Source organism: Herbaspirillum sp. WKF16 (assembly GCF_028993615.1).
Classification (GTDB): domain Bacteria; phylum Pseudomonadota; class Gammaproteobacteria; order Burkholderiales; family Burkholderiaceae_D; genus Herbaspirillum.
Genome location: NZ_CP118632.1, coordinates 3,275,669 through 3,300,739 on the forward strand (window position 1 = coordinate 3,275,669; position 25,071 = coordinate 3,300,739).

The 25,071-nt window shown below is 64.9% G+C and carries 24 protein-coding genes; 10 read left to right on the forward strand and 14 right to left on the reverse strand.

Annotation, left to right across the window (positions count from 1 at the left end; all coding sequences use genetic code 11):
* Nucleotides 1–277 precede the first annotated feature (277 nt).
* Nucleotides 278–1,063, forward strand: a complete 786-nt coding sequence (locus Herbaro_RS14885) for an IclR family transcriptional regulator (protein ID WP_275010399.1) — start codon at nucleotides 278–280, stop codon at nucleotides 1,061–1,063.
* 89 nt (nucleotides 1,064–1,152) lie between these two features.
* Here the strand turns inward: Herbaro_RS14885 and pbpG are convergent, their stop codons facing one another.
* Together pbpG and Herbaro_RS14895 are read right to left on the reverse strand one after the other, a co-directional pair.
* Nucleotides 1,153–2,265: a D-alanyl-D-alanine endopeptidase gene (pbpG, locus tag Herbaro_RS14890; protein WP_275010400.1), complete on the reverse strand. Its 1,113-nt coding sequence runs from the start codon at nucleotides 2,263–2,265 to the stop codon at nucleotides 1,153–1,155.
* Nucleotides 2,266–2,731: 466 nt separating this feature from the next.
* Nucleotides 2,732–3,493, reverse strand: a complete 762-nt coding sequence (locus tag Herbaro_RS14895) for a class I SAM-dependent methyltransferase (protein WP_275010401.1) — start codon at nucleotides 3,491–3,493, stop codon at nucleotides 2,732–2,734.
* A 137-nt stretch (nucleotides 3,494–3,630) separates the two neighbouring features.
* On the opposite strand from Herbaro_RS14895, the gene Herbaro_RS14900 reads away from it, so the two are divergent.
* Nucleotides 3,631–4,443, forward strand: a complete 813-nt coding sequence (locus Herbaro_RS14900) for a helix-turn-helix transcriptional regulator (RefSeq protein ID WP_275010402.1) — start codon at nucleotides 3,631–3,633, stop codon at nucleotides 4,441–4,443.
* A 13-nt stretch (nucleotides 4,444–4,456) separates the two neighbouring features.
* On the opposite strand, the gene Herbaro_RS14905 is transcribed toward Herbaro_RS14900, so the two are convergent.
* On the reverse strand, nucleotides 4,457–5,356 hold the full coding sequence (locus Herbaro_RS14905; protein ID WP_275010403.1) for a DMT family transporter: 900 nt from the start codon (nucleotides 5,354–5,356) through the stop codon (nucleotides 4,457–4,459).
* Between the two features lie 42 nt (nucleotides 5,357–5,398).
* Entirely contained in the window at nucleotides 5,399–6,313 is a 915-nt protein-coding gene (locus Herbaro_RS14910) for a histone deacetylase family protein (protein ID WP_275010404.1), read from the reverse strand.
* Nucleotides 6,314–6,724: 411 nt separating this feature from the next.
* On the opposite strand from Herbaro_RS14910, the gene Herbaro_RS14915 reads away from it, so the two are divergent.
* Nucleotides 6,725–7,291 (forward strand): phasin family protein, encoded by a 567-nt coding sequence (locus Herbaro_RS14915; RefSeq protein ID WP_275010405.1) that lies wholly within the window; start codon nucleotides 6,725–6,727, stop codon nucleotides 7,289–7,291.
* A 399-nt stretch (nucleotides 7,292–7,690) separates the two neighbouring features.
* Here the strand turns inward: Herbaro_RS14915 and Herbaro_RS14920 are convergent, their stop codons facing one another.
* The 5 genes from Herbaro_RS14920 to Herbaro_RS14940 all read right to left on the reverse strand — a co-directional run bounded on the left by Herbaro_RS14920 (nucleotide 7,691) and on the right by Herbaro_RS14940 (nucleotide 12,289).
* Nucleotides 7,691–8,497 carry a competence/damage-inducible protein A gene (locus tag Herbaro_RS14920; protein WP_275010406.1) on the reverse strand — a complete coding sequence of 269 codons (807 nt, stop codon included), beginning with the start codon at nucleotides 8,495–8,497 and terminating at the stop codon, nucleotides 7,691–7,693.
* Nucleotides 8,498–8,586: 89 nt separating this feature from the next.
* Nucleotides 8,587–9,441, reverse strand: coding sequence for an EI24 domain-containing protein (locus Herbaro_RS14925; protein WP_275010407.1), 855 nt, complete (start codon nucleotides 9,439–9,441; stop codon nucleotides 8,587–8,589).
* A complete protein-coding gene (locus tag Herbaro_RS14930; RefSeq protein WP_275010408.1) occupies nucleotides 9,441–10,430 on the reverse strand; it encodes a sterol desaturase family protein in 990 nt (329 codons plus the stop codon). Before Herbaro_RS14930 ends, Herbaro_RS14925 begins: the two co-directional genes overlap by 1 nt.
* 80 nt (nucleotides 10,431–10,510) lie before the next feature.
* Nucleotides 10,511–11,326 (reverse strand): polysaccharide deacetylase family protein, encoded by an 816-nt coding sequence (locus Herbaro_RS14935; RefSeq protein ID WP_275014029.1) that lies wholly within the window; start codon nucleotides 11,324–11,326, stop codon nucleotides 10,511–10,513.
* A 21-nt stretch (nucleotides 11,327–11,347) separates the two neighbouring features.
* Nucleotides 11,348–12,289: a YncE family protein gene (locus tag Herbaro_RS14940; RefSeq protein WP_275010409.1), complete on the reverse strand. Its 942-nt coding sequence runs from the start codon at nucleotides 12,287–12,289 to the stop codon at nucleotides 11,348–11,350.
* A 385-nt stretch (nucleotides 12,290–12,674) separates the two neighbouring features.
* Between Herbaro_RS14940 and Herbaro_RS14945 the strand changes: the two genes are divergently transcribed.
* Nucleotides 12,675–13,031 (forward strand): FKBP-type peptidyl-prolyl cis-trans isomerase, encoded by a 357-nt coding sequence (locus Herbaro_RS14945; RefSeq protein ID WP_275010410.1) that lies wholly within the window; start codon nucleotides 12,675–12,677, stop codon nucleotides 13,029–13,031.
* Between the two features lie 20 nt (nucleotides 13,032–13,051).
* Complete coding sequence (locus Herbaro_RS14950; RefSeq protein ID WP_275010411.1) at nucleotides 13,052–13,309, forward strand: acyl-CoA-binding protein; 258 nt, start codon at nucleotides 13,052–13,054, stop codon at nucleotides 13,307–13,309.
* A gap of 74 nt (nucleotides 13,310–13,383) precedes the next feature.
* Here the strand turns inward: Herbaro_RS14950 and Herbaro_RS14955 are convergent, their stop codons facing one another.
* The 4 genes from Herbaro_RS14955 to Herbaro_RS14970 form a co-directional block, all read right to left on the reverse strand.
* A complete protein-coding gene (locus tag Herbaro_RS14955) occupies nucleotides 13,384–14,364 on the reverse strand; it encodes a 2-hydroxyacid dehydrogenase (RefSeq protein WP_275010412.1) in 981 nt (326 codons plus the stop codon).
* A gap of 77 nt (nucleotides 14,365–14,441) precedes the next feature.
* The gene (locus Herbaro_RS14960; RefSeq protein ID WP_275014030.1) at nucleotides 14,442–15,791 is read right to left on the reverse strand and encodes a sodium:proton antiporter; all 1,350 of its coding nucleotides are present in this window, start codon (nucleotides 15,789–15,791) and stop codon (nucleotides 14,442–14,444) included.
* A 228-nt stretch (nucleotides 15,792–16,019) separates the two neighbouring features.
* Nucleotides 16,020–17,195 carry a nicotinate phosphoribosyltransferase gene (pncB, locus tag Herbaro_RS14965; RefSeq protein WP_275010413.1) on the reverse strand — a complete coding sequence of 392 codons (1,176 nt, stop codon included), beginning with the start codon at nucleotides 17,193–17,195 and terminating at the stop codon, nucleotides 16,020–16,022.
* 148 nt (nucleotides 17,196–17,343) lie between these two features.
* Nucleotides 17,344–18,588 (reverse strand): ABC transporter substrate-binding protein, encoded by a 1,245-nt coding sequence (locus Herbaro_RS14970; RefSeq protein WP_446719274.1) that lies wholly within the window; start codon nucleotides 18,586–18,588, stop codon nucleotides 17,344–17,346.
* A gap of 363 nt (nucleotides 18,589–18,951) precedes the next feature.
* On the opposite strand from Herbaro_RS14970, the gene fdxA reads away from it, so the two are divergent.
* The 3 genes from fdxA to Herbaro_RS14985 all read left to right on the forward strand — a co-directional run bounded on the left by fdxA (nucleotide 18,952) and on the right by Herbaro_RS14985 (nucleotide 22,227).
* Entirely contained in the window at nucleotides 18,952–19,275 is a 324-nt protein-coding gene (gene fdxA / locus Herbaro_RS14975; RefSeq protein ID WP_079214266.1) for a ferredoxin FdxA, read from the forward strand.
* A 290-nt stretch (nucleotides 19,276–19,565) separates the two neighbouring features.
* Nucleotides 19,566–20,639, forward strand: a complete 1,074-nt coding sequence (locus tag Herbaro_RS14980; RefSeq protein WP_275010414.1) for an NAD(P)/FAD-dependent oxidoreductase — start codon at nucleotides 19,566–19,568, stop codon at nucleotides 20,637–20,639.
* Nucleotides 20,640–20,991: 352 nt separating this feature from the next.
* The gene (locus Herbaro_RS14985) at nucleotides 20,992–22,227 is read left to right on the forward strand and encodes a polyhydroxyalkanoate depolymerase (RefSeq protein WP_275010415.1); all 1,236 of its coding nucleotides are present in this window, start codon (nucleotides 20,992–20,994) and stop codon (nucleotides 22,225–22,227) included.
* 75 nt (nucleotides 22,228–22,302) lie between these two features.
* Here Herbaro_RS14985 and Herbaro_RS14990 read toward each other — a convergent pair whose 3' ends face one another.
* Complete coding sequence (locus Herbaro_RS14990) at nucleotides 22,303–23,442, reverse strand: OpgC domain-containing protein (protein WP_275010416.1); 1,140 nt, start codon at nucleotides 23,440–23,442, stop codon at nucleotides 22,303–22,305.
* A 225-nt stretch (nucleotides 23,443–23,667) separates the two neighbouring features.
* Here Herbaro_RS14990 and rsxB point away from each other — a divergent pair, with 225 nt between their 5' ends.
* A complete protein-coding gene (gene rsxB, locus Herbaro_RS14995) occupies nucleotides 23,668–24,381 on the forward strand; it encodes an electron transport complex subunit RsxB (RefSeq protein ID WP_275014032.1) in 714 nt (237 codons plus the stop codon).
* A gap of 36 nt (nucleotides 24,382–24,417) precedes the next feature.
* Entirely contained in the window at nucleotides 24,418–25,068 is a 651-nt protein-coding gene (nth, locus tag Herbaro_RS15000; protein WP_275010417.1) for an endonuclease III, read from the forward strand.
* The last annotated feature ends 3 nt before the right edge of the window (nucleotides 25,069–25,071 follow it).

Sequence of the window (25,071 nt, forward strand, 5' to 3'; positions counted from 1 at the left end):
GAAAAACAGATATGCAAGATCAGCCGCACGGAATAAGGCTGGGGGTCTTTATATCGAAATACGTACAAGCAAAGAGAGCCCGCATGGGCCGGACTGGCTGAAATGCAATACTTGACGTACTGGCAACGAACGATGATGCGCCACCCGGAACCGGCCGCCGCTTGTCGCCCGCGCGCGAACCCGGGCGCGCATGGCCCGGCGTTAAAAGCACGACCGGACTTTTTGTTGTTTTCACAATGTGGTATAACACCCCTATTGCAACGCACCAGACTGCACCATGAAAAAAGACGCGGCAGGCGAGACAGAGAATATTTCCATCCAGGTGATCGAGCGCATGGTGTCGCTGCTCGATGCGCTGGCCGCCTACCCCGACCCGGTCAGCCTGAAAGAATTGTCGGCCGCCACCGACCTGCATCCGTCGACCGCCCACCGCATCCTCAACGACCTGGTGGTCAAGCGCTTCGTCGATCGCGTCGAGCCCGGCACCTATCGCCTGGGCATGCGCCTGCTGGAGCTGGGCAACATCGTCAAGAGCCGCCTGTCGGTGCGCGAAGCCGCGCTCGACTTCATGCGCGCCCTGCACCGCAAGACCCACCAGACCATCAACCTGTCGGTGCGCCAGGCCGACGAGATCGTCTACATCGACCGATCCTTCTCCGAGCGCTCGGGCATGCAGGTGGTGCGCGCCATCGGCGGCCGCGCGCCGCTGCACCTGACGTCCACCGGCAAGCTGTTCCTCTCGGTGGACGACCCGAAAGCGGTGCGCGCCTACGCCACCCGCACCGGCCTGGCGGGCCACAACAAGAACTCGATCACCGACCTGACCAAGCTGGAGCGCGAACTGTCGATGGTGCGCGCGCTGGGCTACGCGCGCGACAACGAGGAACTGGAACTGGGAGTGCGCTGCATGGCCGCCGGCATCTGCGACGACAGCGGCAAGCTGGTGGCCGGCCTGTCGATCTCGGCGCCGGCCGACCGCCTGCAGGAGGAATGGGTGGATGACCTGGTCAGCACCGCCAACCAGATCTCGTCGGCGCTGGGCTTCGAGCGCGGCCGCGCCTGAGCGGCGCCACGCGCGTGCCGCGTTGCGCGCGGGCATGAAAAAAGCGAACCCTCGGGTTCGCTTTTTTGTTGCTGCAACGCTTGCGCGGATCAGCCCTGGTCGGCGCGCACCATCTTCACGCGGGTCAGGTTCTTGGGCTGGTCTTCGACCAGCCACTTGCGCATGCGGGTGGCGTCGCCCACGTGCGACAGGCGGCCCTTGGAGTCCAGGAACACCATCACGATGGGACGGCCTTCGATGTTGGTGTACATCACCAGGCAGTGGCCCGCTTCGTTGATGAAGCCGGTCTTCTGCAGGCCGATGTCCCATTCCTTGTTGGAGGTCAGGCGGTTGGAGCTGTTGTATTGCAGCGCGTGGCCGCTGGGCTCGACCATGTAGCGCGGGTCGGTGGAGTACTGACGGATGATCGGGTAGTTATATGCCGCCACCACCAGCTTGGCCAGGTCGCGCGCGCTGGCGACGTTCTGGCTGGACAGGCCGGTCGAATCGACGTAGCGGGTTTCCATCATGCCCAGCGAGCGGGCCTTGGCGTTCATCGCCGCGACGAAGGCCGGCAGGCCGCCCGGATAGTTGCGGCCCAGCGCGGAAGCGGCGCGGTTCTCGGAGCTCATCAGCGCGATGTGCAGCATGTCGTCGCGCGAGAGCGTGGCGCCCACGCGCAGGCGGGAGCTGCTGTGCTTCTCGCGGTCGACGTCGTCCTCGCTGACGGTCAGCGTCTCTTCCATGTTCAGGCGGGCTTCCACCACCACCAACGCGGTCATCAGCTTGGTGACGGAGGCGATCGGCAGGGCCACCGAGGAATTCTTTTCAAACAGGATCTGCGAGCTGGCCTGGTCGATCACCAGCGCCACATTGGAGCGCAGCGCCAGGGGATCGGGCGTCATGTTCAGGCCGGCAATGTCGCCGGCGGTCATCACCGGCGGCACGACCGCCACGGACGGCGCCGCCGAGACGCGCTGGTAGCTGACATGGCGCTTGCCGCGCACCACGGTGACCTTGCGCACCAGTTTCTCGCGGTTGTTCAGCGATCCCTTGGCAACGGTCTTGGTGGTGGTGACGGTACGCTTGGCGACGACCTTCTTGGGCGCGACCTTCTTGACGACGGTCTTCTTGGTGGTCGTAGTCGTCTGGGCGTTGGCGGGAGCCAGACCAGCGTGGATGAAAAGTAGCGTTGTGAATATGGCCAGCGCTGATTTGATCATAAGTAGATCTCCCCCATTTAACCCGGATAGTACATAAGAGAAACGTTGGCAGTGTAGCAAAAAGCAGAATTTTCGCAAGAGAATTAAGTAGTTAGCGTCGTTAATTAAACGACTTTCTACTTGCGCCCTGCCCCGCTCCCCCGAGCGGCTTCGTATTTTTCTTCTTATGAACGGCGATTTTTGCTCGACTCGCATCGATTTGCTGCCGGGCATCCCGGCCGCGCCAACACAAAACCCAACGCATGATACCAGCGTAAAGCCTGGTTCGCCGCCATCCCGATGGATGACGGCGCAGGCATTTGCTTGCGCATTGGAAATATCCCGCGATCCTGTACCGCCCGGATTACGCCTGGGATGGAAGGAATAACGGCAGCAACCGCGACGCCGTTGACTGGAGAAAACCTGAAAGGAAAAACCTGATGCCGCCGGCCCCGCGGAGGAGGATAAAAGGGGCCGGCGGCGACGTTCAGTCGCGGCGCGCGTCCAGCATGGCGACGTCGATGGAGAAGGAATATTGCCCATCCAGTTCAAAGTAGTCCTTCACCTCTTGCGGGGCGCTGTCCCACAGGGCGCGGATGGCCGCGATGCTGCCGGCCGGGGTCCGCATGCGCGCCACCCAGGAATCGAATTCCAGGCGCAGTTTCCAGGTCTTGTCGGCGGCGATGTCGAAGCCGGCCTGCCTGAGCAGCTTGCGCCAGGAGTTGAGGCTGATGTTGCGCACATGCGAGGTGTCGCGCAGCAGCTCGATCGCCTGCACGTAGGTGTCGGCCAGCACGTCGGCCGGCGCGGCGGTGTCGATCACGACAAAGCGGCCGCCGGGCTTGAGCACGCGCCGCACCTCGCGCAGCGCCTGCGGCAGGTTGCGCCAGTGGTGCACGCTGAAGCGGGTGCAGACCAGGTCGAAGCTGGCGTCGGGAAACTCCAGCTTGTCGGCGCTGCCCTGGCGCACCGCCAGGTTGTCCAGGCCGCGCTCGGCGGCCGCGGTGGCGACCACGTCCAGCATCTGCGCCGACAAATCGTAGGCGATCACTTTCTGCGCCACCGGCGCCACCGCGAAACTGGCGTGGCCGCCGCCGCAACCCAGGTCCAGCACGCGCGCTTCGGGAATGGCTGCGGCGATCGCCGCCAGCTCCTGCAGGTCGGCGCCCTGCGCGTGGACGGCGCTGGTCAGGTAGGCGGCGGCGGTGGATCCGAATTGTTCTGTGACGACTTCCTGGTGGCTACGCATTTGGCTTGGCTCCTGTTGTTGTATCGGGTGAAACGAAGGGATGAGGTGAGCCAGTCTAGAGGTTTTTTATCCTGTTACAAGTTAGCCATTTATACTATTACTGAAAACAATAGCCATTCTCCACACTCCCCTGCCCCATGGACAACGACCTCGCCCGCCGCGCCCTCGGCGAATTCATCAAGACCCAGCGCGAACAGACCGATCCGTCGCAAGCCGGCCTGCCGCCGATGGCGCTGTCAGGCCGCCGCCGCACACCCGGCCTGCGCCGCGAGGAAGTCGCGCAGCTGTGCGGCATCAGCGTGACCTGGTACACCTGGATCGAACAGGGACGCACCGACTCCGTCTCGCCGCAGGCGCTCTCGCGCATCGCCGAGGCGCTGCACCTGCCGCGCGCCAAGCGCGCCTATCTGTTCGAACTGGCGGGCAAGAAGGATCCGGTGCTGCCGGAACATGGCGAGGCATCGGTGATCGCGCCGGAGATCCTGGAGGTGGTGCGCAACTTTCGCGCGCCGGCCTACCTGATGGATCGCTACTGGAACGCGGTGGCCTGGAACCCGGCCGCGCGCAAGCTGTTCGCCGGTTGGCTGGACGCCCGCGCGGGCAGCCGCAACCTGCTGCATTTCATGTTTTGCACGCAAGAGGCGCAAGCCTTGACGGTGGATTGGGAGCAGCGCGCGCGGCGCGTGGTGGCGGAATTCCGCGCCGATTGCGCGCAGGCGCTGGACGATCCGCAAGTCGCGGCGATCGTCGATGAGCTGTCGGCCGGCAACGCGCTGTTCAAGCGCGCCTGGCGCTTGCAGGACGTGGTGGAGCGTGAAGGCGGCGAGCGCCGCTTCCGCCATCCGCAGCTGGGTGAAGTGAGCTACCGCCAGGTGAATTTCCGCGTCGCCAACCGGCCCGACCTGAAGCTGGTCACGCTGATGCCGGACGCGCCCGGCGACGCGCAATAATCTCGCAGCGCCCTTACTTGCGCACCACGAAGGCCACGCCGATCACACCGATCAGCATGCCCAGCGCGCCGATCAGGCTGAAGGCTTCGCCGAACATCAGCCAGGCCATCACGGCGGTGGTCGGCGGCGTCAGGTACAGCAGGCTGGTGACGCTGGTGGCCGCGCTCCTGCGGATGAGGGCGAACAGCAGGAAGATGGCGCCGATCGACAGCGCCAGCACCGACCACAGCAAGGCGCCGACGAACTGGGGCGTCCACGACACCTGGCTGAGCTGCCAGTCCAGACCTTCGATGGTCACCGCGAACGGCAGCACTACCGCAGCCGACGCCAGGAACTGGATCACGGTGCCGGTGCGCAGGTCGAAGTGCGCGCAATAGCGCTTCTGGTACAGCGTGCCTGCCGTGATGCACAGCAACGCGAACACGCACAGCCCGATGCTGGCGCCGGACAGGCCGATCAGCGAAATCTTGTTGGCCACCACCAGGCCGACGCCGCACAGGCCCAGCAGCAAACCCAGCCACTGCCGGCCGCGTACCGATTCTCCCAGCAAGGGCGCCGCGAAGGCGGTGAGGATGGGCTGCAGGCCGACGATCAGCGCCGATAATCCGGCCGGCATGCCGATCTTGATGGCGCACCACACGCCGGCCAGGTAGCCCGCCTGCAACAGCACGCCGGCCACCGCCACATGGCGGATGCGGCCATGCGGCCACGGCGCGCGCAACAGCAGCGCCAGCGGCAGCAACACCACCAGCACGCCGGCGAAACGCAACAGCAGGAAGGTCAGCGGCGGCGCATATGGCAGGCCGAACTTGGCCACGATGAAGCCGGTGCTCCAGATCAATACGAACACCAGGGGAACCAGGCTCATCAGGAGCTGGCGTTGCCGGCCGGCGCCGGCGGCGGATTGCATCATTTCTTGTTCCAGGGGGCGGCCGCGCAGGCGGCCAGGGTCATCTCAGGCGTTGCTCCAGCCGTCGGCGTGGAGGCTGGCGAGCCTTATCGTTTGTATATGTACGGCCACGGTCTGTTCTATGTCCCGTCCGTAACCGCCCGCCATCGTAACCGCAACCGGGATTTTATGCTGGCGCGCGAATGAGAACACCGCCTGGTCGCGCGCGGCGAGCCCCTGCATGCTCAGCTTCATCTTTCCCAGACGATCGCCCTCGTGCGGATCGGCCCCGGCCAGGAAGATCAGCAGCTGCGGCGCGAACAGCGCCTGCATGCGCTCCAGCGCGCCGCGCAGCGCGGCGAGATAGTCGGCATCCCCTACTCCGTCCGGCAAGGCGACATCGAGGTCGCTGCGTTCCTTCTCGAACGGATAGTTGTTCTCGCCGTGCAGCGAGAGCGTAAACACCGAGTCGTCGCGCGCCAGGATGGAGGCGGTGCCGTTGCCCTGGTGGACGTCGAGGTCGACGATGGCCACGCGCGCGGCGCGACGCTCGGCCTGCATCAGCCGCGCCGCGACGGCCGAATCGTTGAAGACGCAGAAACCGGCGCCGCGCCCGGCATAGGCATGGTGCGTGCCGCCGGCCAGGTTGACCGCCACGCCGTCGTCGAAGGCGGCACGGCAGGCAGCGATGGTGGCGCCGGAGGAACGCCGGGAGCGCTCGATCATCTGCGGCGTCCAGGGAAAGCCGATCTCGCGCTGCTCGGCGGCGCTGAGTTCGCCGCGGCTGGCGCGGCCGATGTAGTCGGGGTGATGGGCCAGGGCCAGCTCGCCGTCGGAGGCCGGGGTCGCCTCATGGAAGTCCAGGCCCGGCACAGCGGCTGCCGCTCCTTCGCGGATCATGCGGTACTTGATCATCGGAAAACGATGGCCGGGCGGCAGGGGCAGGACGAAATGGTCGCTGTAGAAGGCTTTCAAGGGCAAGACTTTCAACAAGGCAATGAACCGCATCCGATGCCGGCGCGGCAATGACGCGATGCAGGATGGTAGCACCGCCCGGGCATGGGAAATGCCCGACGCCTGAGCAAAAATTTAGAATCGGTTACGTAACTTTTACGCTCACAGCGAGGCAATATTTCGAATTAATTCGACTGACATCAAGAGAGGTAACACCTCTGAACAAACGTGAGTACAGACATGCTTGATTTTACGTTTCTCGTGGTTTGAAAATCATTGACTTTATGTCTTTTTAAACTAGAATCGTTTTGTGCAACGCATCATATCCAATAAGAAATTACATCGGAGATCCCCCTCGTCGGTTCAGATCGGCCCGTAAGCAATCACCCGTAGTCACTTCCTTTTCCGTCAACCAATCAAAGCAAAGGATGTTTCAACATGACGACCTACACCGAGCAATTTTCCGCCGCCGCCAAGGCCAACGCTGAAGCGCAGATCGCCCTGTTCACCCAGCTGGCGAGCAAGACCTTCGAAGGCGTGGAAAAACTGGTGGACCTGAACCTGAAGGCGGCCAAGTCCTCACTGGAAGAGAGCCAGGCTGCCGCGCAAAAACTGTTCTCGGCCAAGGATCCGCAGGAGTTCTTCTCCCTGTCCTCCGCCCAGGCCCAGCCGGCGCTGGAAAAGTCGGTGGCCTACGGCCGCCACTTGAGCGGCATCTTCTCCAGCACCCAGGCCGAACTGACCAAGACCACCGAAGCCCAGATCGCCGAAGTCAACCGCAAGGTGATCTCGCTGATCGACGAAGCCTCGAAGAACGCCCCCGCCGGCTCCGAGCAAGCCATCTCCTTCCTGAAGTCGACCTTCGGCAACCTCAATGCCGGCTACGAGCAGTTCGCCAAGAGCGCCAAGCAGGCGGCCGAAGTGCTGGAGGCCAATGTCAGCAACGCCGTCGACCAGCTGTCGCAGGCGACCACCAAGGCCACCAAGGCTTCCTCCAGGAAATAACGCGCCTGATCGGGGGACGCTGCCGATGCCGCTGTCCCCTGCGCGAAAAAAATGCGAGCCGGGTCGAAAATTATTGTCTATGATGAAGCTTCCCGGTTCGCTTTTGCGCCCAGCCCGACAGGTCGGCACGGGCGTTCGGGGATGCATTCCACATTGCCTGCCGGCGCGTCCGGATCGAGGCGATGCATGCCGTGGCCAGGGGATGGCCGATACGGCAAACCAATCTGCTCCGCCGCATTGCCGCCCGCCGGCAACGTGAACGGGCTGTCGTGCGCCGCGAGCGCGCGACGGTTTGCGTGAAAAGATTGTCTCCTCGGTATCCGATTCCTCCTACGATACCGTTAAATGCCTCGGCGACGCCGGGGCATTTTTTTATTCCGGCGCGGCCGACCTCCCTGCTCAGCCGTTGATCTGGAACTCGGCCTTCAGCTGGCGCAAGCCTGCCTGCATCTTCTCGAAGGCCGGCTCGACCTGGCCCGGGTCGCCCTTCACGCCCAGGTCGATGTGGCGCCGGGTGTTCTCGTCGCCCACGTGCGGCAGGCTGAACACCTTGACCAGCGGATACTGCGCCTCGATCAGCTCCATCAGCGGCGTGAGCGTCGACTCCGCCGACTCGAACACCAGCATCGAGCGCTCGGCCCAGGCGCGGCGGTGGAACAGGTCGGCGTAGTGCGTCTCCAGCACCCATTCGAACATCGGCCAAGCCATTACCGGAAAGCCCGGCGCAAAATAATGCGCGCCCTGGCCGCTGGTGTTGCGCACCGAGAAACCGGGAATTTTGTTGTACGGGTTGGGAATGATGGCCGCGCCCTGCGGGAATTCGCCCATCTTCAGGCGATGCAGGTTTTCCGGCGCATCGTAGTCGGGCGTGATGCCGGCTTCGCGCGCGGTGTCGGCGATGCGCTCGCGGATCTTTTCCTTCGCGTCGGGATGCAGGGCCAGCGGCACGCCCAGCGCGGCCGCCGCGCATTGGCGCGTATGGTCGTCCGGGGTGGCGCCGATGCCGCCGGTGCAAAATACGGTGTCGCCGCCGGCCAGCGTGCGCTTCAGCGCGGCGGTGATGCGCTCTGGTTCGTCGCCTACGTACTCTGCCCAGGAAAGCTGCAGTCCACGCTCGGAGAGGAGTTCGAGCACCTTGGGAAAATGCTTGTCGATGCGGCGGCCGGAAAGGATTTCGTCGCCGATGATGATGAGTCCGAATGCCATGGGTCTGCTCTGCCGGTGAGGTTGGTCAAACTCCGTCGATTATGCCCGATTCGCCCCGCTCCCGCCGACGGCGCAAGCGGCATCGGCGCTCAGCGTGGGCCGGCGTCGATGATATCGGCGGCGGGCTTGAGCGGATCTGCGTCCGGCGGCTGTCCGGTGCGGTGGCGCAGCAGCGCCTCCAGGCAGTAGTACTGGAACCACAGGCCGGTGAACACGAACACCAGCACGTACAGCCAGATCGCGCCGGCCGCCAGCAGCGGGAAGAAGATCACCGACAGCGCGCCGCCCAGCCACAGCAAGGTCGGCGCCGCGCCCATCGCGCCGGCGATGGTGCCGATGGCCAGGAGCGGCCAGCGGTGCAGGCGCAGCACCGTACGGCGCTCCTGCGCACTGGCGTAGTCGGCCAGCGTGTCGTAGGCCATCACGCGATAGGTCAGCCAGCCCCACAGCAGAGGATGGACGATGAAGCTCAGCGGCGGGATCAGCGACACCGGCAGCGTGGCCAACCACAGCACGGTGAACACCGCGAAGCACCACAGCGAGGTCCACACGCTGCCCCACAGGCTGCCGCCGTGGCGCTGCTCCAGCATCGGGTAGTGGCGCGTGCCGATATGACGCGCCACCGCCGGGATGGTGAACAGGCCGACGAACACCAGCGCGGTCAGGATCATCAGCGGCAGCAGCGCCCACATCGCCAGCATCGGCACAATCACGGTCTTCAGCGCGCCCATGCCGAACCAGTTGAGCACCGTGCCGGCGATGCCGAAGACGCTGTGGACGATGAAATAATCCTGCAGCCAGTCGATCATCGGCTGCAGCCCCAGCCACAGGCATATGCCCCAGATGCCGACCGAGAACACGAAGGGCAGCAAGGTCAGCAGCAGCATGCGGATATGCAGCTGCGAGAGCAGCGCGCGCCCGAACGAAGCCAGGAACAAGCGCATCAGGGCGCCTTCTTCCGGCGCGAGAACTCGACCAGGCGCTTGATGCCCAGCCACTGCTGCGTCCAGAAGCCGCGGCCGTAATCGCGGCCACGGCCGGCCGGCGGCGGCAGCTGGTCGCGCACGCCGGTCATGGCGAAGCCCTGGCTGAAGTGGGCGGTGCGAAACAGCACGTCCCAGATCGGGAACAGCACGGCGAAGTTGTGGCCGCCCAGCGAATTGCGGCCGCGGCTCTCGTGGCCGATGCCGATCGCATGATGGGTGCGGTGGAAGCGCGGCGACACCAAGAGGTATTCGCCGATGCGGCCGAAGTGGATGCGCACGTTGGCGTGCTGCAGGCTTTGCAGCATGCGCGACAGCGACACCAGCAAGATGAACTGCGACGGCTCGACGCCGATCAGCAGCGCCACCAGGCCCAGGAAGATGTCGTGCACCAGGTCGTCCAGCACGTGGTTGCGGTCGTCGCTCCACAGGTTCATGTTCTCCTGGCTGTGGTGCAGGCTGTGCAGCGCCCACATCCAGCGCACGTTGTGCTGCGCCCAGTGATAGGCGTACTCGCACAGGTCCAGCGCCACCATGTAGAGCAGGAAGCTGACCAGCGCTAGGTCGGTCACTCCCGGCCAGACCTGGTCCAGGTTCCAGGTGCCCCAGCCTTCCAGGTGCAGCGCCTCGGAGAGATACGACAAGGCCGGATCCAGCAGCAGGAAGGCGAGGATGGGGATCACGCCCAGGCGCTGCAGCACGGTGTAGATGAAATCGTTCCAGCGCGCCCGCGGATCGGTGATCTTGTGGACCGGGATCAGGGACTCCAGCGGACGCAGGATCAGGAACAGGATGACCAGTTCGCACATACCCACCAGCACCCACTCAGTGCCGGTGAACGCTTCCTCGATGAACTCCCCCATGCCGATGAAGAACACCAGCGGCTGCACGAGGGTCTCGAACAGCCAGCCCTGGACGGCGGCAAACAGGTCTGAAATGGTTTGGATCATGAATGGCTCTTGGTTCTGGTCTTGCCCCGCGGCCGCTGCCCCTCGACAGCCCGCCGCCCCGCTTCGACTGAGGCCCCGCCTCAGCGTTCCTTGGCTCCGGCAAACAAATGGCGGTAGGCCGGATGGTCGCGCAGCGTGGCGAAGCAGAAACCCTTCTGCTCCAGGCCGGCGATCAGCGGCTCCAGCACCGCCGGCGCCCATGGATCCTGGCGCGACCAGATGCCCATATGGGCCAGGAAGATATCGCCATCCCGCAGGCCGTCGAGCGCCTTTTTCAGCAGCGCCTCATTGGGGAATTTATCGCTCGACAACTCGTCGCCCGAGAATCCCGCCGGCGCCCAGGCGGCGTGCGCATAGCCGCAGGCCTGGCCGGCCTTGAGCAGGTTGGGCGTGAGCTTGCCGCCGGGCGCGCGCCACAGCGGGTCGAGCTTGCGCCCGGTGAGTTCTTGGAAACGCCGGTCGACGCGCGTCATTTCCTCGCAATATTGCGCCGGGGTCCATTGCTGCTTCTTGCCGGCCTGGGCGCCGAACTGCGGGCGCACCTCGATCTTGCCGCCGGGCAGGTCGCGCAGCGCGTAGACGTGGTCGAAGGTATGGGTGCCGAAGGCATGCCCTTGCGCCGCCAGCCGCTTCCACAGCGGCTGCCAGCCCGGGTCCAGCGAATAGTCGCCGTGGATGGTCTTTTCGTTGGCCAGGAAGAAGGTGGCCTTGATATGGTGACGCAGCAGGGTCTGCTCGATCAATTCGGCCTGGGACTGGCTGCCGGTGTCGAAGGTCAGGTAAAGGGTGCCCTTGCAGGCCGCGGCCGGCGTCGCCTGCGCCACGGCCTGGCCGGCGACCAGGATGGCGCACAGGGCCAGGCCGCGCAGTTGCCTGTGTGAAAACCGCCGCCTCATTGCCCCCATCGCCCTTGCGCCTCAGACGTCCGGCGCGCGGTTGTAGAGATAGATGCCGTGAGGCGAGCGGCCGACCGGGATCACCTTGCTGACCGAGCGGCTGGCCAGGTCGATCACCGCCACCTTCTTGACCCAGCGCAGCGTGACCCACATGGTCTTGCCGTCTTCGGTCACTTCCATGCAGTCCGGGCCGCCCGGCACCTTGATGGTGCCGACGTTTTCCAGGGTCTGCATGTCAACCACGCTGATGGTGTTGGCCACGCGGTTGGAAACGTACACGAAGCGCTTGTCGCCCTGGGCGCGGAAGTTGTGCGCGCCGTTGCCGGTCTTGATCTGCTTGACGATCTTCTGGGTGCGCCAGTCGATCACCTGCACGTAGTCGCTGCCCATGATGCCCACCAGCAGGTATTTGTTGTCGGGCGTCATCATGATGCCGGCCGGCAGCTTGCCGACCGGAATGGTCCATTTCACCTGCTGGGTGGCGAGGTCGATGGCGCTGACCTGGTCGCTGCCCTGCTGGGTGATGAAGGCGGTGGTGCTGGCGTTGTCGAAGGCGATGTGGCTCGGCGTGCGGGCCAGCGGGATGCGGCGCGACAGCTTCAGGTTGGTGCCGTCGTAGCTGTAGACGTCGACGCGGTCCAGGCGCAGGCCGGTGGCCACGAACCATTTCTGGTCGGGGGTGAAACCGATCTGGTAGGGATCGATGATGTCGCGCAGGCGGCGCTGGACTTCACCGGTCTTGGGATCGAGGAACAGCAGCTGGTTGCCGGTGGCGCTGGCGACGATGAGGGACTTATTGTCCGGCGTGGCCATCAGGTGGTGCGGCTCCTTGCCGACCGAGAACGTGGAGAGCTCCTTGTGACCGGCCTGGTCCAGCAAGGACACCGAGGCGTCGCCCGAGTTGAGCACCACGACCACATTCGCATGGGCTGAGACAGCCGCAGCGGCCAGCACAGCCGACATGCAGGTCGCGCGAACGGAAAGGGAAAAAAGTTGGCTGAATCGACGCAACATGACGAACTTTACACAAAAGGGCCTGATCTCACCGTGCGGTAGGCACGTCCTGGCACCTTAACGCATGTCAACGCGATCCGGCTGACAAGGCGCTGACGCATTCTGCAAAAATTCCGCCGTTTTGGTTTACACTGCCTGCCGTCCCGGTCGCATCCCGCAGCCGGGGCGGCCTGCAGCCCCACCAGAACAAGGAAAAAGGGCTGCATCGTCCGCCGCAAAAATTTCCCGAAAGCATGTTCTTCCGCCGTATCGAAGCGCAGGTCGTGGCCGTTTTTGCCTGGACGGCCGCTGGCTGCGACGACCGCAACACTCTCCTCCATCTGAAAGGAACACGATGTCCACGATCACCACAGCTTCCGGGCTGCAATATGAAGAAATCAACGTCGGCGCGGGCGACGAAGCCAAGGCCGGCAGCCATGTCACCGTGCACTACACCGGCTGGCTGCAGAACGCCGACGGCAGCGCCGGCAGCAAGTTCGACTCCAGCAAGGATCGCAACGACCCGTTCGCCTTCCCGCTGGGCGCCGGCCATGTGATCCGCGGCTGGGACGAAGGCGTGCAGGGCATGAAGGTGGGCGGCGTGCGCAAGCTCATCATCCCGGCCGAGCTGGGCTACGGCGCGCGCGGCGCGGGCGGCGTGATTCCGCCCAACGCCACTTTGATCTTCGAAGTCGAACTGCTGGCAGTCTGAGCCGCCCACAGGAGAGCACGATGAGCACCCTGCAAGAGCAATTCGAGGCCGCGGTCGCGGAGTCCAAGACGCTGCCGGAACGTCCCGACAACCTGACGCTGCTGAAGATGTACGGCCTGTACAAGCAAGGCAGCAGCGGCGACGTGCAGGGCGAGCGCCCCGGCATGACCGACTTCGTGGCGCGCGCCAAGTACGACGCCTGGGCCGCCAACAAGGGCACCGCGCAGGCCGATGCGCAGCAGCAGTACATCGACCTGTTCAACGACCTCAAGGGTTGAAGCGGACGGCGCAAGCCGGCCGGAAAAAAAAGGGCGCGCCATGCAGGCGCGCCCTTTTTTCATGTTGCGGCGATTCAGGCTTTCGCGACGTCCTTGTTCAGCAAGTTCGGCGGCGCCTGGCCCGACAAGGCGGCGATCAGGTTGTCGGCCGCGCAATTGGCCATGGCCAGGCGCGTGGGCGTCGATGCGCTGGCGATGTGGGGCGTGAGCACCACGTTGGACAGCTGCAGGAATTCGGGCTTGAAGGCCGGCTCGTTCTCGAACACGTCCACCCCGGCGGCGGCGATACGCCCGGCGCGCAGCGCCTCGATCAGCGCGGCGTCGTCGACGATGCCGCCGCGCGCGATATTGGTCAGCGTCGCGGTCGGCTTCATCAGCGCCAGTTCGGCCGCGGCGATGGTGTGGTGGGTGTCCTTCGAATAGGGCAGCACCAGCACCACGTGGTCGGCGCGCTTGAGCAACTCCTCCTTGCCCACGTACTGCGCGTTGTTGGCGCGCGCTTCCTGTTCGGGATTGAGGCGCGAGCGGTTGTGGTACAGCACCTGCATGTCGAAGCCCAGCGAGCGGCGCGCGATCGCCTGGCCGATGCGGCCCATGCCGATGATGCCCAGCGTGGCGCCGTGCACGTCGGGACCGACGAAGCTGTCGTAGCTCCACTTCTTCCACTTTCCGGCGCGCAGGAAATGCTCGGACTCGGTGATGCGGCGCGCGGTCGCCATCATCAGCGCCCAGCCGAAGTCGGCGGTGGTCTCATTCAGCACGTCGGGCGTGTTGGTGGCCATCACGCCGGCCGCGGTGGCGGCGGCGATGTCGATGTTGTTGTAGCCCACCGCCATGTTGCACACCGCCTTCAATTGCGGGTTGGCGGCGAACAGCGCCGCCGTCACCGGTTCGCTGGGCGTGGTGAAGAGACCGTCCTTGCCGCGGGCCTTGGCCAGCAGTTCGTCGGCCGGGTAGATGCGGTCTTCCTGGTTGGACTCGACCTCGAAATGCTGCTCCAGGCGCGCCAGGACTTCCGGGAAGATGGCGCGGGATACGAAAATCTTTTGTTTCATGGCTGTCTCTTTGCTCTCGTTTGCCTTGCTTGCCTTGTGGATGAACAGGCTGGAATGGCCGGTGCCGCCATTCTGCCCTACTTGAAGAAGATGAAGCTCATGGCGACGAACAACGGCACCAGGATGCAGCCGGACCACGCCATGTAACCGAAGAAGGACGGCATGCGCACGCCGCGTTCCTCGGCGATCGCCTTGACCATCATGTTGGGCGCGTTGCCGATGTAGCTGTTGGCGCCCATGAACACGGCGCCGGCGGAAATCGCCGCCAGCGTCGAGGCCAGCGGCCCCATCAGTTCGGCCGCGTCGCCCGAGGCCGTGTTGAAGAACACCAGGTAGGTCGGCGCGTTGTCGAGGAAGGACGACAACAGGCCCGTCATCCAGAAATACATCGCATCGTCGGGACGGCCGTCCGGCCCGGTCACGGCGCGCACCACGGCGACGAAGGCGCCCTGCTCGCCCGCGCGCAGCATGGCGATGACAGGCACGATGGTCAGGAAGATCGCGGCAAACAGCTTGGCCACCTCCAGCATCGGCCCCCAGCTGAAATCGTTGCCGGCGCGCGCCGCCGCCGGCGTCATCTTCAGCGACAGCAGGATCACCGCCAGGAGCGCCAGGTCGCGCGCCAGGTTCTGCCATTCCAGCGGCGCCCCCATCAGCTCGAACGCCGTCCCCGGCTTCCACAGCCCGCTCATCAGCACCAGCGCCACCACGGCGCCCAGCAGGAGGAAGTTGACACCGCCCTCGAAGCGCAGCGGCGCATCCGGCGTGGGATCGAGCGGGCGGCGCTCCTCGCGCCGTCTCCAGTAATGGCGGTCGAGCAGATAGAAGATGGCCAGCAAGGATCCGCAAAGGAACAGCATCGGCAGCAGCACATGACGGGCGGTCCAGAAGAAATCCACCCCCTTGAGGAAACCGAGGAACAGCGGCGGATCTCCCAGCGGCGTGAGCGATCCGCCGGCATTGGCCACCAGGAAGATGAAGAACACCACGATGTGCGTCGCATGCCGGCGGTCGTCATTGGCGCGGATCAGCGGACGGATCAGCAGCATGGCCGCGCCGGTGGTGCCCATCACGCTGGCCAGCAGCGTGCCCAGCGCCAGCAGCCCGGTATTCAACGCCGGGGTGCCGCGCAGGTTGCCGCGCACGCAGATGCCGCCGGCCACGGTGAACAAGGCGGTGAGCAGGATGATGAAGGGAAGGTATTCCGCCAGCAGCGCATGCGCGGCGACGGCCAGCGCGGCGTGCGCCCCCTCCCGCGCCGCGAACGGCAGCAGGAAGGCCAATGCCCAGAAACCGGCGATCTTGCCGAAATGCCGGTGCCACAGCGCCGGCGCCAGCAACGGCAGCAAGGCGATCGACAAGAGCACGCCGGCGAACGGCAAGGCCCACAGCACGGGAAGTCCGGCGCCATCGAGCTCACCGGCCATCCCCGCCGAAGGGAAGGCGCACGCGGCGAAACAGGCAATGGCGGTCGTGATGGCTCTGGTGTGCAAGGTCGTCCCGGCGGGTGGCAATGTGACGCAGAAGCGGGGAGGACGCCACTATAGCAGCAGCATCGCCGGCCACGGGGCAAACCTGGCCGGCGCGAAAAACTTTCAACAGTTGCCGATTCTTGCCGCCGGGCGGCGGGCGGCGGGACGGGGCCGGCCCCGCCGTCAGCCCTTGATCTGGAACACCTGGCGCAGGTAGTTCACGTAGGCCAGGTCGTCGCACATGTTCTTGGAGGGCGTGTCGGACAGCTTGGCCACCGGCTGGCCGTTGCAGCGGACCATTTTCATGACCACCTGCAGCGGCGTGTAGCCGAGGTCGTTGGTCAGGTTGGTGCCCACGCCGAAGGCGACCTTGGCGCGATCCTTGAAGCGCAGGTAGAGCGCGCGCACCTTGTCGAAGTCCAGGCTGTCGGAGAACACCAGCACCTTGGAGGACGGATCGACGCGGTTGTCGCGGTAGTGCTGGATCAGGCGCTCGCCCCATTCGAACGGATCGCCCGAATCGTGGCGGGCGCCGTCGAACAGCTTGCAGAAATACATGTCGTAGTCGCGCAGGAAGGCGTCCATGCCATAGACGTCGGAGAGCGTGATGCCGAGGTCGCCGCGGTACTCGCGCGCCCACATCTCGAAGGCGAAGGTCTGCGAGTCGCGCAGGCGCGGGCCGAGCGCCTGGCAGGCCTGCAGGTATTCGTGGGCCATCGTGCCCAGGGGCGTCAAGCCGTGCTGCATGGCGTACATGACGTTGGAGGTGCCGGCGAAATGCGTGCCCATGTGCTGCTTCATCTCGTCGATCACCTCGGCATGCCAGCTGCGCGAGAAGCGGCGGCGCGTGCCGTAGTCGGCGATGTTGCAGCCGGCCAGCTCTGGATCGTCGGTGATCACCGCGATCTTCTTGCGCAGGCGCGCGCGGCCCTCTTGCAGGTCGGGCGCGCGCTGGGTGTCGCGGAAGTAGACTTCATTGACGATGGCCAGCACCGGCACTTCGAACATGATGGTGTGCAGCCACGGCCCCTTGACGCTGATCTCGATCTCACCGTTGCCCGACGCCGCCGGCTGCACGGTGATGTACTTCTCGTTGAGGTGGAACAGCTCGAGGAAGTCGACGAAGTCGCTCTTGATGAAGCGCAGGCCGCTGAGGTAGGCGAGTTCGTCCTCCTTGAAGCGCAGCCGGCACATGGCTGCGATCTCGGCGCGGATCTCGTCCACGTAAGGCGTCAGGTCCACGCCTTCGTTGCGGCACTTGAACTTGTATTCGACCTGGGCGCCGGGGAAATGATGCAACACCACCTGCATCATCGTGAACTTGTACAGATCGGTATCGAGTAGGGATGTGATGATCATGAATTCCGGATGCGGCCTGGCCGCATGCTGCCGTGTTGATGTAGCTTCGCGGCGCCGGTGCGCCGTGGCCGCTATCTTAACCCGGATCGAAAAAAGCAAAGCCCCCTGCATCGAGGGGGCTTTATGGGGAAGCGAGGCGGCCCGGCGCCTATTTCATCGCCGAGGCCGGACGGCGTCCGCGGACATAGGTGGCGCTGGGCAGGTAGCCGGCGCCGTCGAGATAGCGCCAGTTGCTCATGCTGCTGCGGCCGTCCTTCTGCGACACCAGCCCGACGAAGGCGCCCATGGACGCCTGCTGGTCGAGCGCGCGAAAGGCGATCGGCCCCAGCGGCGAATCCAGCTGCAGGCCGCGCATGGCCTCCACCAGCGCATCGCCGTCGGCGCCGTCCGCCTTCTTCAGGCCGGCGGCAATCGCCTTCATCGTGGTGTAGCCGAAGATCGCCGCCAGCTGCGGCCGCTGGCTGAATTTCTTCAGGTAGGCCTCAAGGAAGCGCTGGTGCTCGGGCGTGGCGATCTGGTCCCAGGGATAGCCGATCGAGACCCAGTCGCGGATCGCATCGCTTTGCGCCGGATCCAGGCTCTGCCCGCCGGCCGACGCCATCGACACCACGCGCACGCCGGCGAACAATTGCTGGCGATTGCCGGCCTGCACGAACTTCTGCAGGTCCTCGCCGAAGGTGGCATTGAAGATGCCGTCCGGGCGCGCCTGGCGCAACACGCGCGCGACCTCGTCGCCCTTGATCTTGCCCAGCGCCGGCCACTGCTCGGCGACGAATTCGACGTCCGGGCGCGCCTGCTTCAGGATCTGCTTGAAGCTGGCCGCGGCGCTCTGGCCGTATTCGTAGTTGGGCGCCACCACGGCCCAGCGGCGGCCCGGCATGCGCGCGGCCTGCTCGGCCAGCATGGCGGCCTGCATGTAGGTCGAAGGCCGTACCCGGAAGGTATAGCGATTGCCCTTGTCGAGCGTGATGGCGTCCGACAGCGCGTCGCCCACCACGAAGACGGTCTTGCCGCGCGCGGCCTCGCGCGCCACCGCCAGCGCCACATTGGAGAGCATGGTGCCGGTCAGCACCTCGACATGTTCCCTGGTCACCAGCTCGCGCGCATTGCGCGCGGCCTGCTCGGCGTCGCCGTCGTCGTCGCGCGCCACCAGTTCCAGCGGGCGTCCGTGCACGCCGCCGGCGGCGTTGATCTCTTCCAGCGCCAGCGCCAGGCCGTTGCGGTAGGACTGCCCGACCGGCGACAGGCTGTTGTGGCTGTTGATCTCGCCGATGCGGATGGCGTCGGCGGCGCCGGCCGCCGGCGAACCACCCAGCGCGAAGGCCAGGCCGGCCGCGGCCAGCAAGAAACGAAGGGGGAAACGATATGCTTGTTTGGGCTGTTCAGCGTTCACGCCGGGACATCCTTTTCCTGAATCTGGCGGTTCGTCAGCAGGCTGCCACGCCAAGCCCCATGCGCTGTTGCGGCATCCTGGCAGGCTTGGTCGGCGGCGGGTCCTATCGCTGAGTTATTTATTTACTTATACGTAATCTGTATAAGCCTCATTTGTGGGAAAAATCGAATTACCTTAAAATACAAGGCTTTGCAGCGGGTTGCGCAGCGTGTTTCCGGGGCCGCCGAAGGGCGGGGAAAGACGGCGGAAAAATGTCGCAGAATGGCGCAGGCCAGCCGCAAAATGATTTTAACCGTGCCATATTGCCATCAATTGCGGCGCAGTTAGCCATCGGTTTTAAGAAAATTTACAGATAGGACAGTTATGACCCACGTTGTCACCGATTCCTGCGTCCGTTGCCGCTACACGGATTGCGTGGATGTTTGCCCGGTGGATTGCTTCCGCGAAGGCCCGAATTTCCTGGCGATCGATCCGGACGAATGCATCGACTGCGCGGTGTGCGTCGCGGAATGCCCGGTCAACGCCATCTACGCGGAAGAAGACGTGCCGGCCGACCAGCAGCAATACATCGACCTGAACGCGCAGCTGGCCCGCAACTGGCCCTCCATCACCAAGACCAAGGCCCCGCTGGCCGAAGCCGAGGAATGGAAGGACAAGACCGACAAGCTGCAATACCTGCAGCGCTGATCGCTGCGGCATATCAAGACTCGTCCCAGGCAATACCCTCAGAATTGCGGTTGCGCATCCAGCCAGGCAGCTCCACCGTCCCAGCCAGATGCGCAGCCGTTTGCGTTTTGCCCGCCGGGCAAGGCCATGCGGAAGACCAGGTCTTCCCGAATTTTCACCGACGCGGCGCCCCGCCTTTTTCGCGGCCCGGCCGCCGCGGACTGACCTCACAGCAAACCGGCGTCCGCCTCTAGCCAATTGAGTGTGAAAAAACCTCTCAACTGAAACTGAAACAGGAATATCAAGAAATCATGGAAAACAACGTCAAGGGCGCAGTGGCAGAAGGCACCATCGAAGCCGATGCCGTCATCATCGGCGCCGGCCCGGTCGGCCTCTTTCAGGTGTTCGAACTCGGTTTGCTGGAGATCAAGGCGCACGTGATCGATTCGCTGCCGGTAGTCGGCGGCCAATGCGTCGAGCTGTACCCCGACAAGCCCATCTATGACATCCCGGCCGTGCCCGTGTGCACCGGCCAGGAACTGACCGACAACCTGTTGAAGCAGATCGAGCCCTTCTCGCCCACCTTCCACCTGGGCCAGGAAGTGACCGTGGTGCAGAAGCGCGAAGACGGCCGCTTCGACCTCGAGACCTCGACCGGCACCAGGTTCATCACCAAGACCATCTTCATCGCCGCCGGCGTCGGTTCGTTCCAGCCGCGCACGCTGAAGGTCGGCGGCATCGAGCAGTTCGACGGCTCGCAGGTGTTCTACCGCGTCAAGGATCCGGCGCAGTTCGAAGGCAAGAACATCGTCATCTGCGGCGGCGGCGACTCCGCGCTGGACTGGGCGCTGAACTTCGTCGGCAAGGCCGAATCGGTGATCCTGCTGCACCGTCGCGAGGAATTCCGCGCGGCCCCCGCCTCGGTGGCCAAGATGAAGGAACTGTGCGAACAGTACGAGATGCAATTCCTGGTCGGCCAGGTCACCGGCACCGAGATCGCCGACGGCAAGCTGAAAGAAGTCAAGGTCACCGGCGCCGACGGCGTCACCCGCCGCCTGCCGCTGGACATGCTGCTGGTGTTCTTCGGCCTGTCGCCGAAGCTGGGCCCGATCGCCGAATGGGGCCTGGACATCGAGCGCAAGCAGCTGAAGGTGATGGACACCGAGAAGTTCGAGACCAACGTCCCGGGCATCTTCGCCGTGGGCGACATCAACACCTACCCGGGCAAGAAGAAGCTGATCCTGTCGGGCTTCCACGAAGCCGCGCTGGCCGCTTTCGGCGCCGCGCCCTACATCTTCCCGGAAAAGAAGATCCACATGCAGTACACCACCACCTCGCCCAAGCTGCACAAGATCCTGGGCGTGGAAAGCCCGGTGTTCGACTGAACCCGCCGGCCGCCGCCAAGCTCATCGGCGTCGACCTGGCTGCATGACCTCAAGCCCCTGCCCTGCAGGGGCTTTTTCGTTGCCGCCCTGACAAAGTGTCGCGGTGCCCCAAACTTTGGGTGCGGATTTCTGTCTTTGGTCTTACCAGCCTCAGGGAGGTTTCCTAAAGCGTGCTATCCTATTGCGTCGCAACACGGAAGATGTTGACAAATTGCAATATTTATGATTTGTCAGCCAACAACCATCGCCAAACGTTTGATGCACATGCCAGTCCGGCGCACCCGTCGTCCGGCCGGGCCAAAAGCCCCGCCCGCAACCGGGACGCCCGCCGGCGTCTGTATAAAGGTCAGCCATGCTTTATCAATTGCACGAACTCAACCGCGCGTTCCTGAACCCGATGATGCAGTGGGCGGAAACGTCCGCCAAGCTGTTCTCGGATCCGGTTTCCCCGCTTGCCCACACCCCCTTCTCCCAGCGCATCGCCGCCGGCTACGAGCTGCTGTATCGCCTGTCCAAGGAATACGAAAAGCCGCAATTCAACATCCATGAAGTGGAAGTCGACGGCAAGGTCACCGGCATCGTGGAAGAGGTCGTCGAGACCAAGCCCTTCTGCCGCCTGATCCATTTCAAGAAGGATCTGCCGGCGCGCCAGATCGCGGCGCTGAAACAACCTGCCGTACTGCTGGTGGCGCCCTTGTCAGGCCACCACTCGACGCTGCTGCGCGAGACCGTGCGCTCGCTGCTGCAGCAGCACGACGTCTACATCACCGACTGGACCGACGCGCGCATGGTGCCCGTCGAGCAAGGCGACTTCCACCTGCATGACTACGTCTACTACGTGCAGGACTTCATCCGCGCGCTGGGCCCGGACGTGCACGTGATCTCGGTGTGCCAGCCGACCGTGCCGGTGCTGGCCGCCATCGCGCTGATGGCCAGCGCCAACGATCCCAAGCTGCCCAAGTCGATGACCATGATGGGCGGCCCGATCGACGCCCGCAAGTCGCCGACCTCGGTCAACGACCTGGCCACCGAAAAGCCTTACGCCTGGTTCGAGAACACCGTGATCTACAGCGTGCCGGCCAACTATCCCGGCTTCGGCCGCAAGGTCTACCCCGGCTTCCTGCAGCACGCCGGCTTCGTGGCGATGAACCCGCGCCGCCATGCGCAGAGCCACTGGGATTTCTACATGCACCTGCGGGACGGCGACGACGCCTCCGCCGAGGAGCATCGGAAGTTCTATGACGAGTACAACGCGGTGCTGGACATGCCGGCCGAGTTTTACCTCGAAACCATCAAGATCGTGTTCCAGGACTTCGACCTGGCGCGCGTCGCCTGGGAAATCGAAGGCAAGCCGGTGCGCCCGCAGGACATCAAGTCGGTGGCGCTGTTCACCATCGAGGGCGAGCTGGACGACATCTCCGGCTCGGGCCAGACCGAAGCAGCGCAGGATCTATGCAGCGGCATCCCGAAAGCGCGCAAGCAGCACTTCACGGTGCCCAAGGCCGGCCACTACGGCATCTTCTCGGGCCGCCGCTGGCGCGAGATCGTCTGTCCAAAGATCGCCGAGTTCATCCGCAGCAAGGCGTAAGCGCGACAGTATGAAATGAGAAATCCGGCGCACCGGTTCTCCGGGCGCCGGATTTTTTTCGTCCGCTTGCCGCGCTCAGTGGGCGTGTGCAGGTCGCGCGCGCCGCTCCCTGTTGCGCTTGCGATGCTCCGCCCACGCCTGCGCCAGCACGCCGATGGCGAGCATGGAGGCAATGGCGGCCATGTCGGCCAGCAAGCCGGCCCAGCGCCCGGGCCGGCCATCCGTGGCAAGGTAGAGCAGGATGTCGGCCAGGAGCGAGATCATCGTTCCCGAGACGAAGCACACCAGGCCGTTCTTGCCGACCGTGACCACCAGCGACAGGCGGTCGGCCAGCTGCCGGATCCAGCCCTGGCGCACCATCATCGCCACCAGCCACAGCACCGCCATGAAGCTGCCCACGCGCAGCGAGGACAGGTTTTGCTTGAACACCGGGCCGGGATCGAACTCGACGAACATGCGCATGCAGAGGAAGCCGATCGCCACCGCGGCGGCGATGCGCGTGAGCTTGCGCCGGCGCAGCGCGGCGTCGGCATCCTCGCGCTGGTAGCTCTTGAGCGGATGCAGCCGGCACACCGCGCCGATGACGAACAGCAGTTGCCAGGCGAAGGGATTGAAGGTCCAGCCTGCCGGCGTCACCGTCGGCAGGAAACGCGCCAGCAGCGGCGCCAGGCCCCAAACGGCAAGGCTGCCCGCTACCGCCAGCCAAGGACGGCGGCGCACCGCGGGCACGATCACCGGCGAAGCCAGCGCGAACAGCATGTACATCGGCAGGATGCTCGACAGGTAGGGCTGGCGCGCCAGGCGCAGCATCTCGGCCCCGATCTGCAGCGGCTCGTCGATGAAGGTGCCGATGTCGGTGTATTCCAGCGTCGGCGCGTGCAGGCGCAGCGCGGTGAACAGCAGCCCCATCGCCAGCATCAGCGCCACCGTCAGCAGGAAGGAACGGTACAGCTGCCAGCCGCGCTGCAGGAAGCGCCAGCGCGCCACGTCGTTGCCCTTCTGGTCGGCGATGGCGGTATAAGCGGCGGCGGTGGCGTAGCCGGCCAGGAAGACGAAGACCTCGGTGGCGTCGAAGATGGCGAAACGCTGCAGCGTGAACTGGCCGAGCATGCTGCCCGAGATATGGTCCACCACGATCATCAGCAGCACCACGCCGCGAAAGAAGTCGACTTCGAGGGAGCGCCCGCCGGCGGCGGGTCCTGGGAACTTGATCATGGTGCTCTTTCGCGCGGTTCCGGTAAGGGATCCGGACGCCTCGCATCCGGTGCTTCTCGATGGATGGCGCAAAAAGCCTGAAGTTCAGCCGGATTGCCTCTCATAACGAGCGGTTCTAAGGACGATTGCTTGCGCTGGCGCAGGCGGCGCGCTGTCGGACGGCATGACTTCGCCCCGATTTCCCCGGATAATGTCGCCTTTGCATTGTTGACCTGCCCTACCGACGTGCCGCCATCCGCCACCACATCGACCGCCCCGCCCACCCTCGCCGACCGGATCGAAGACCTGCTGCCGCAAACCCAGTGCACCAAGTGCGGCTATCCGGCCTGCCGTCCGTATGCCGAAGCCATCGCCGAGGGCCGCGCCGCCCACAACCAGTGTCCGCCCGGCGGCGCCGAGGGCGTCGCGCGCCTGTCGCAGCTGCTGGGCCGCGCGGTGATCCCGCTGAACCCGGTCCATGGCCGGGAACAGCCGCGCTTGCTGGCGGTGATCGATGAACAGGCCTGCATCGGCTGCACCCTGTGCATCCAGGCCTGCCCGGTGGACGCCATCGCCGGCGCGGCCAAGCAGATGCATACCGTGATCGACGCGCTGTGCACCGGCTGCGAGCTATGCGTGGCGCCCTGCCCGGTGGATTGCATCGCGCTGGTGGAGGCCACGCCGGGACGCTCCGGCTGGCAGGCGTGGTCGCAGCCGCAAGCCGACGCCGCCCGCGCGCGCCACGACTGGCGCGCCGTGCGCCTGAAGCGCGACAAGCAGGAGAACGACGCCAGGCTGGCCGCCAAGGCCGCCGCCAAGCTCAGGGAAGTGGAAGCCGCCGAAGCCGGCACGCCCGAGGAGCAGGCCGAAAACGCGCGCAAGAAAGCCATCATCCAGGCCGCCATGGAGCGCGCGCGGCTGAAGAAACTGGCATCGCAGGACAACCCCTCCGGCTCCTGAGCTCATCCACGCCGCCCCACCAGAACCTCACCGCCCATGAACCCGACCAAACGCCGCGAAATCTTCGAGCGCCTGCGCCAGGCCAACCCAAGCCCGCGCACCGAGCTGGAATACACCACGCCCTTCGAACTGCTGATCGCGGTGCTGCTCTCGGCCCAGGCTACCGACGTCTCGGTCAACAAGGCCACGCGCAAGCTCTACCCGGTGGCCAATACGCCTGAGCAGATCTACCGGCTGGGGGTGGACGGCCTGATTCCCTACATCCAGACCATCGGCCTGTTCCGCACCAAGGCCAAGAACACCATCGAGACCTGCCGCATGCTGGTCGAGCGGCACGGCGGCCAGGTGCCGCAATCGCGGGAAGAACTGGAAGCCCTTCCGGGAGTGGGCCGCAAGACCGCCAACGTGGTCCTGAACACCGCCTTCGGCCATCCCACCATCGCGGTGGACACGCATATCTTCCGCGTCTCCAACCGCACCGGCCTGGCGCCAGGCAAGGATGTGGATGAGGTCGAGCGCAAGCTGATGAAGTTCGTCGCGCCCGAGTTCCTGCAGGATGCGCACCATTGGCTGATCCTGCACGGCCGCTACACCTGCATCGCCCGCAAGCCGCAATGCTGGAACTGCGTGATCGCCGACCTGTGCGAGTTCAAACAGAAGACGCCGCTGCCGCAAAAGGGCGTCTGAACC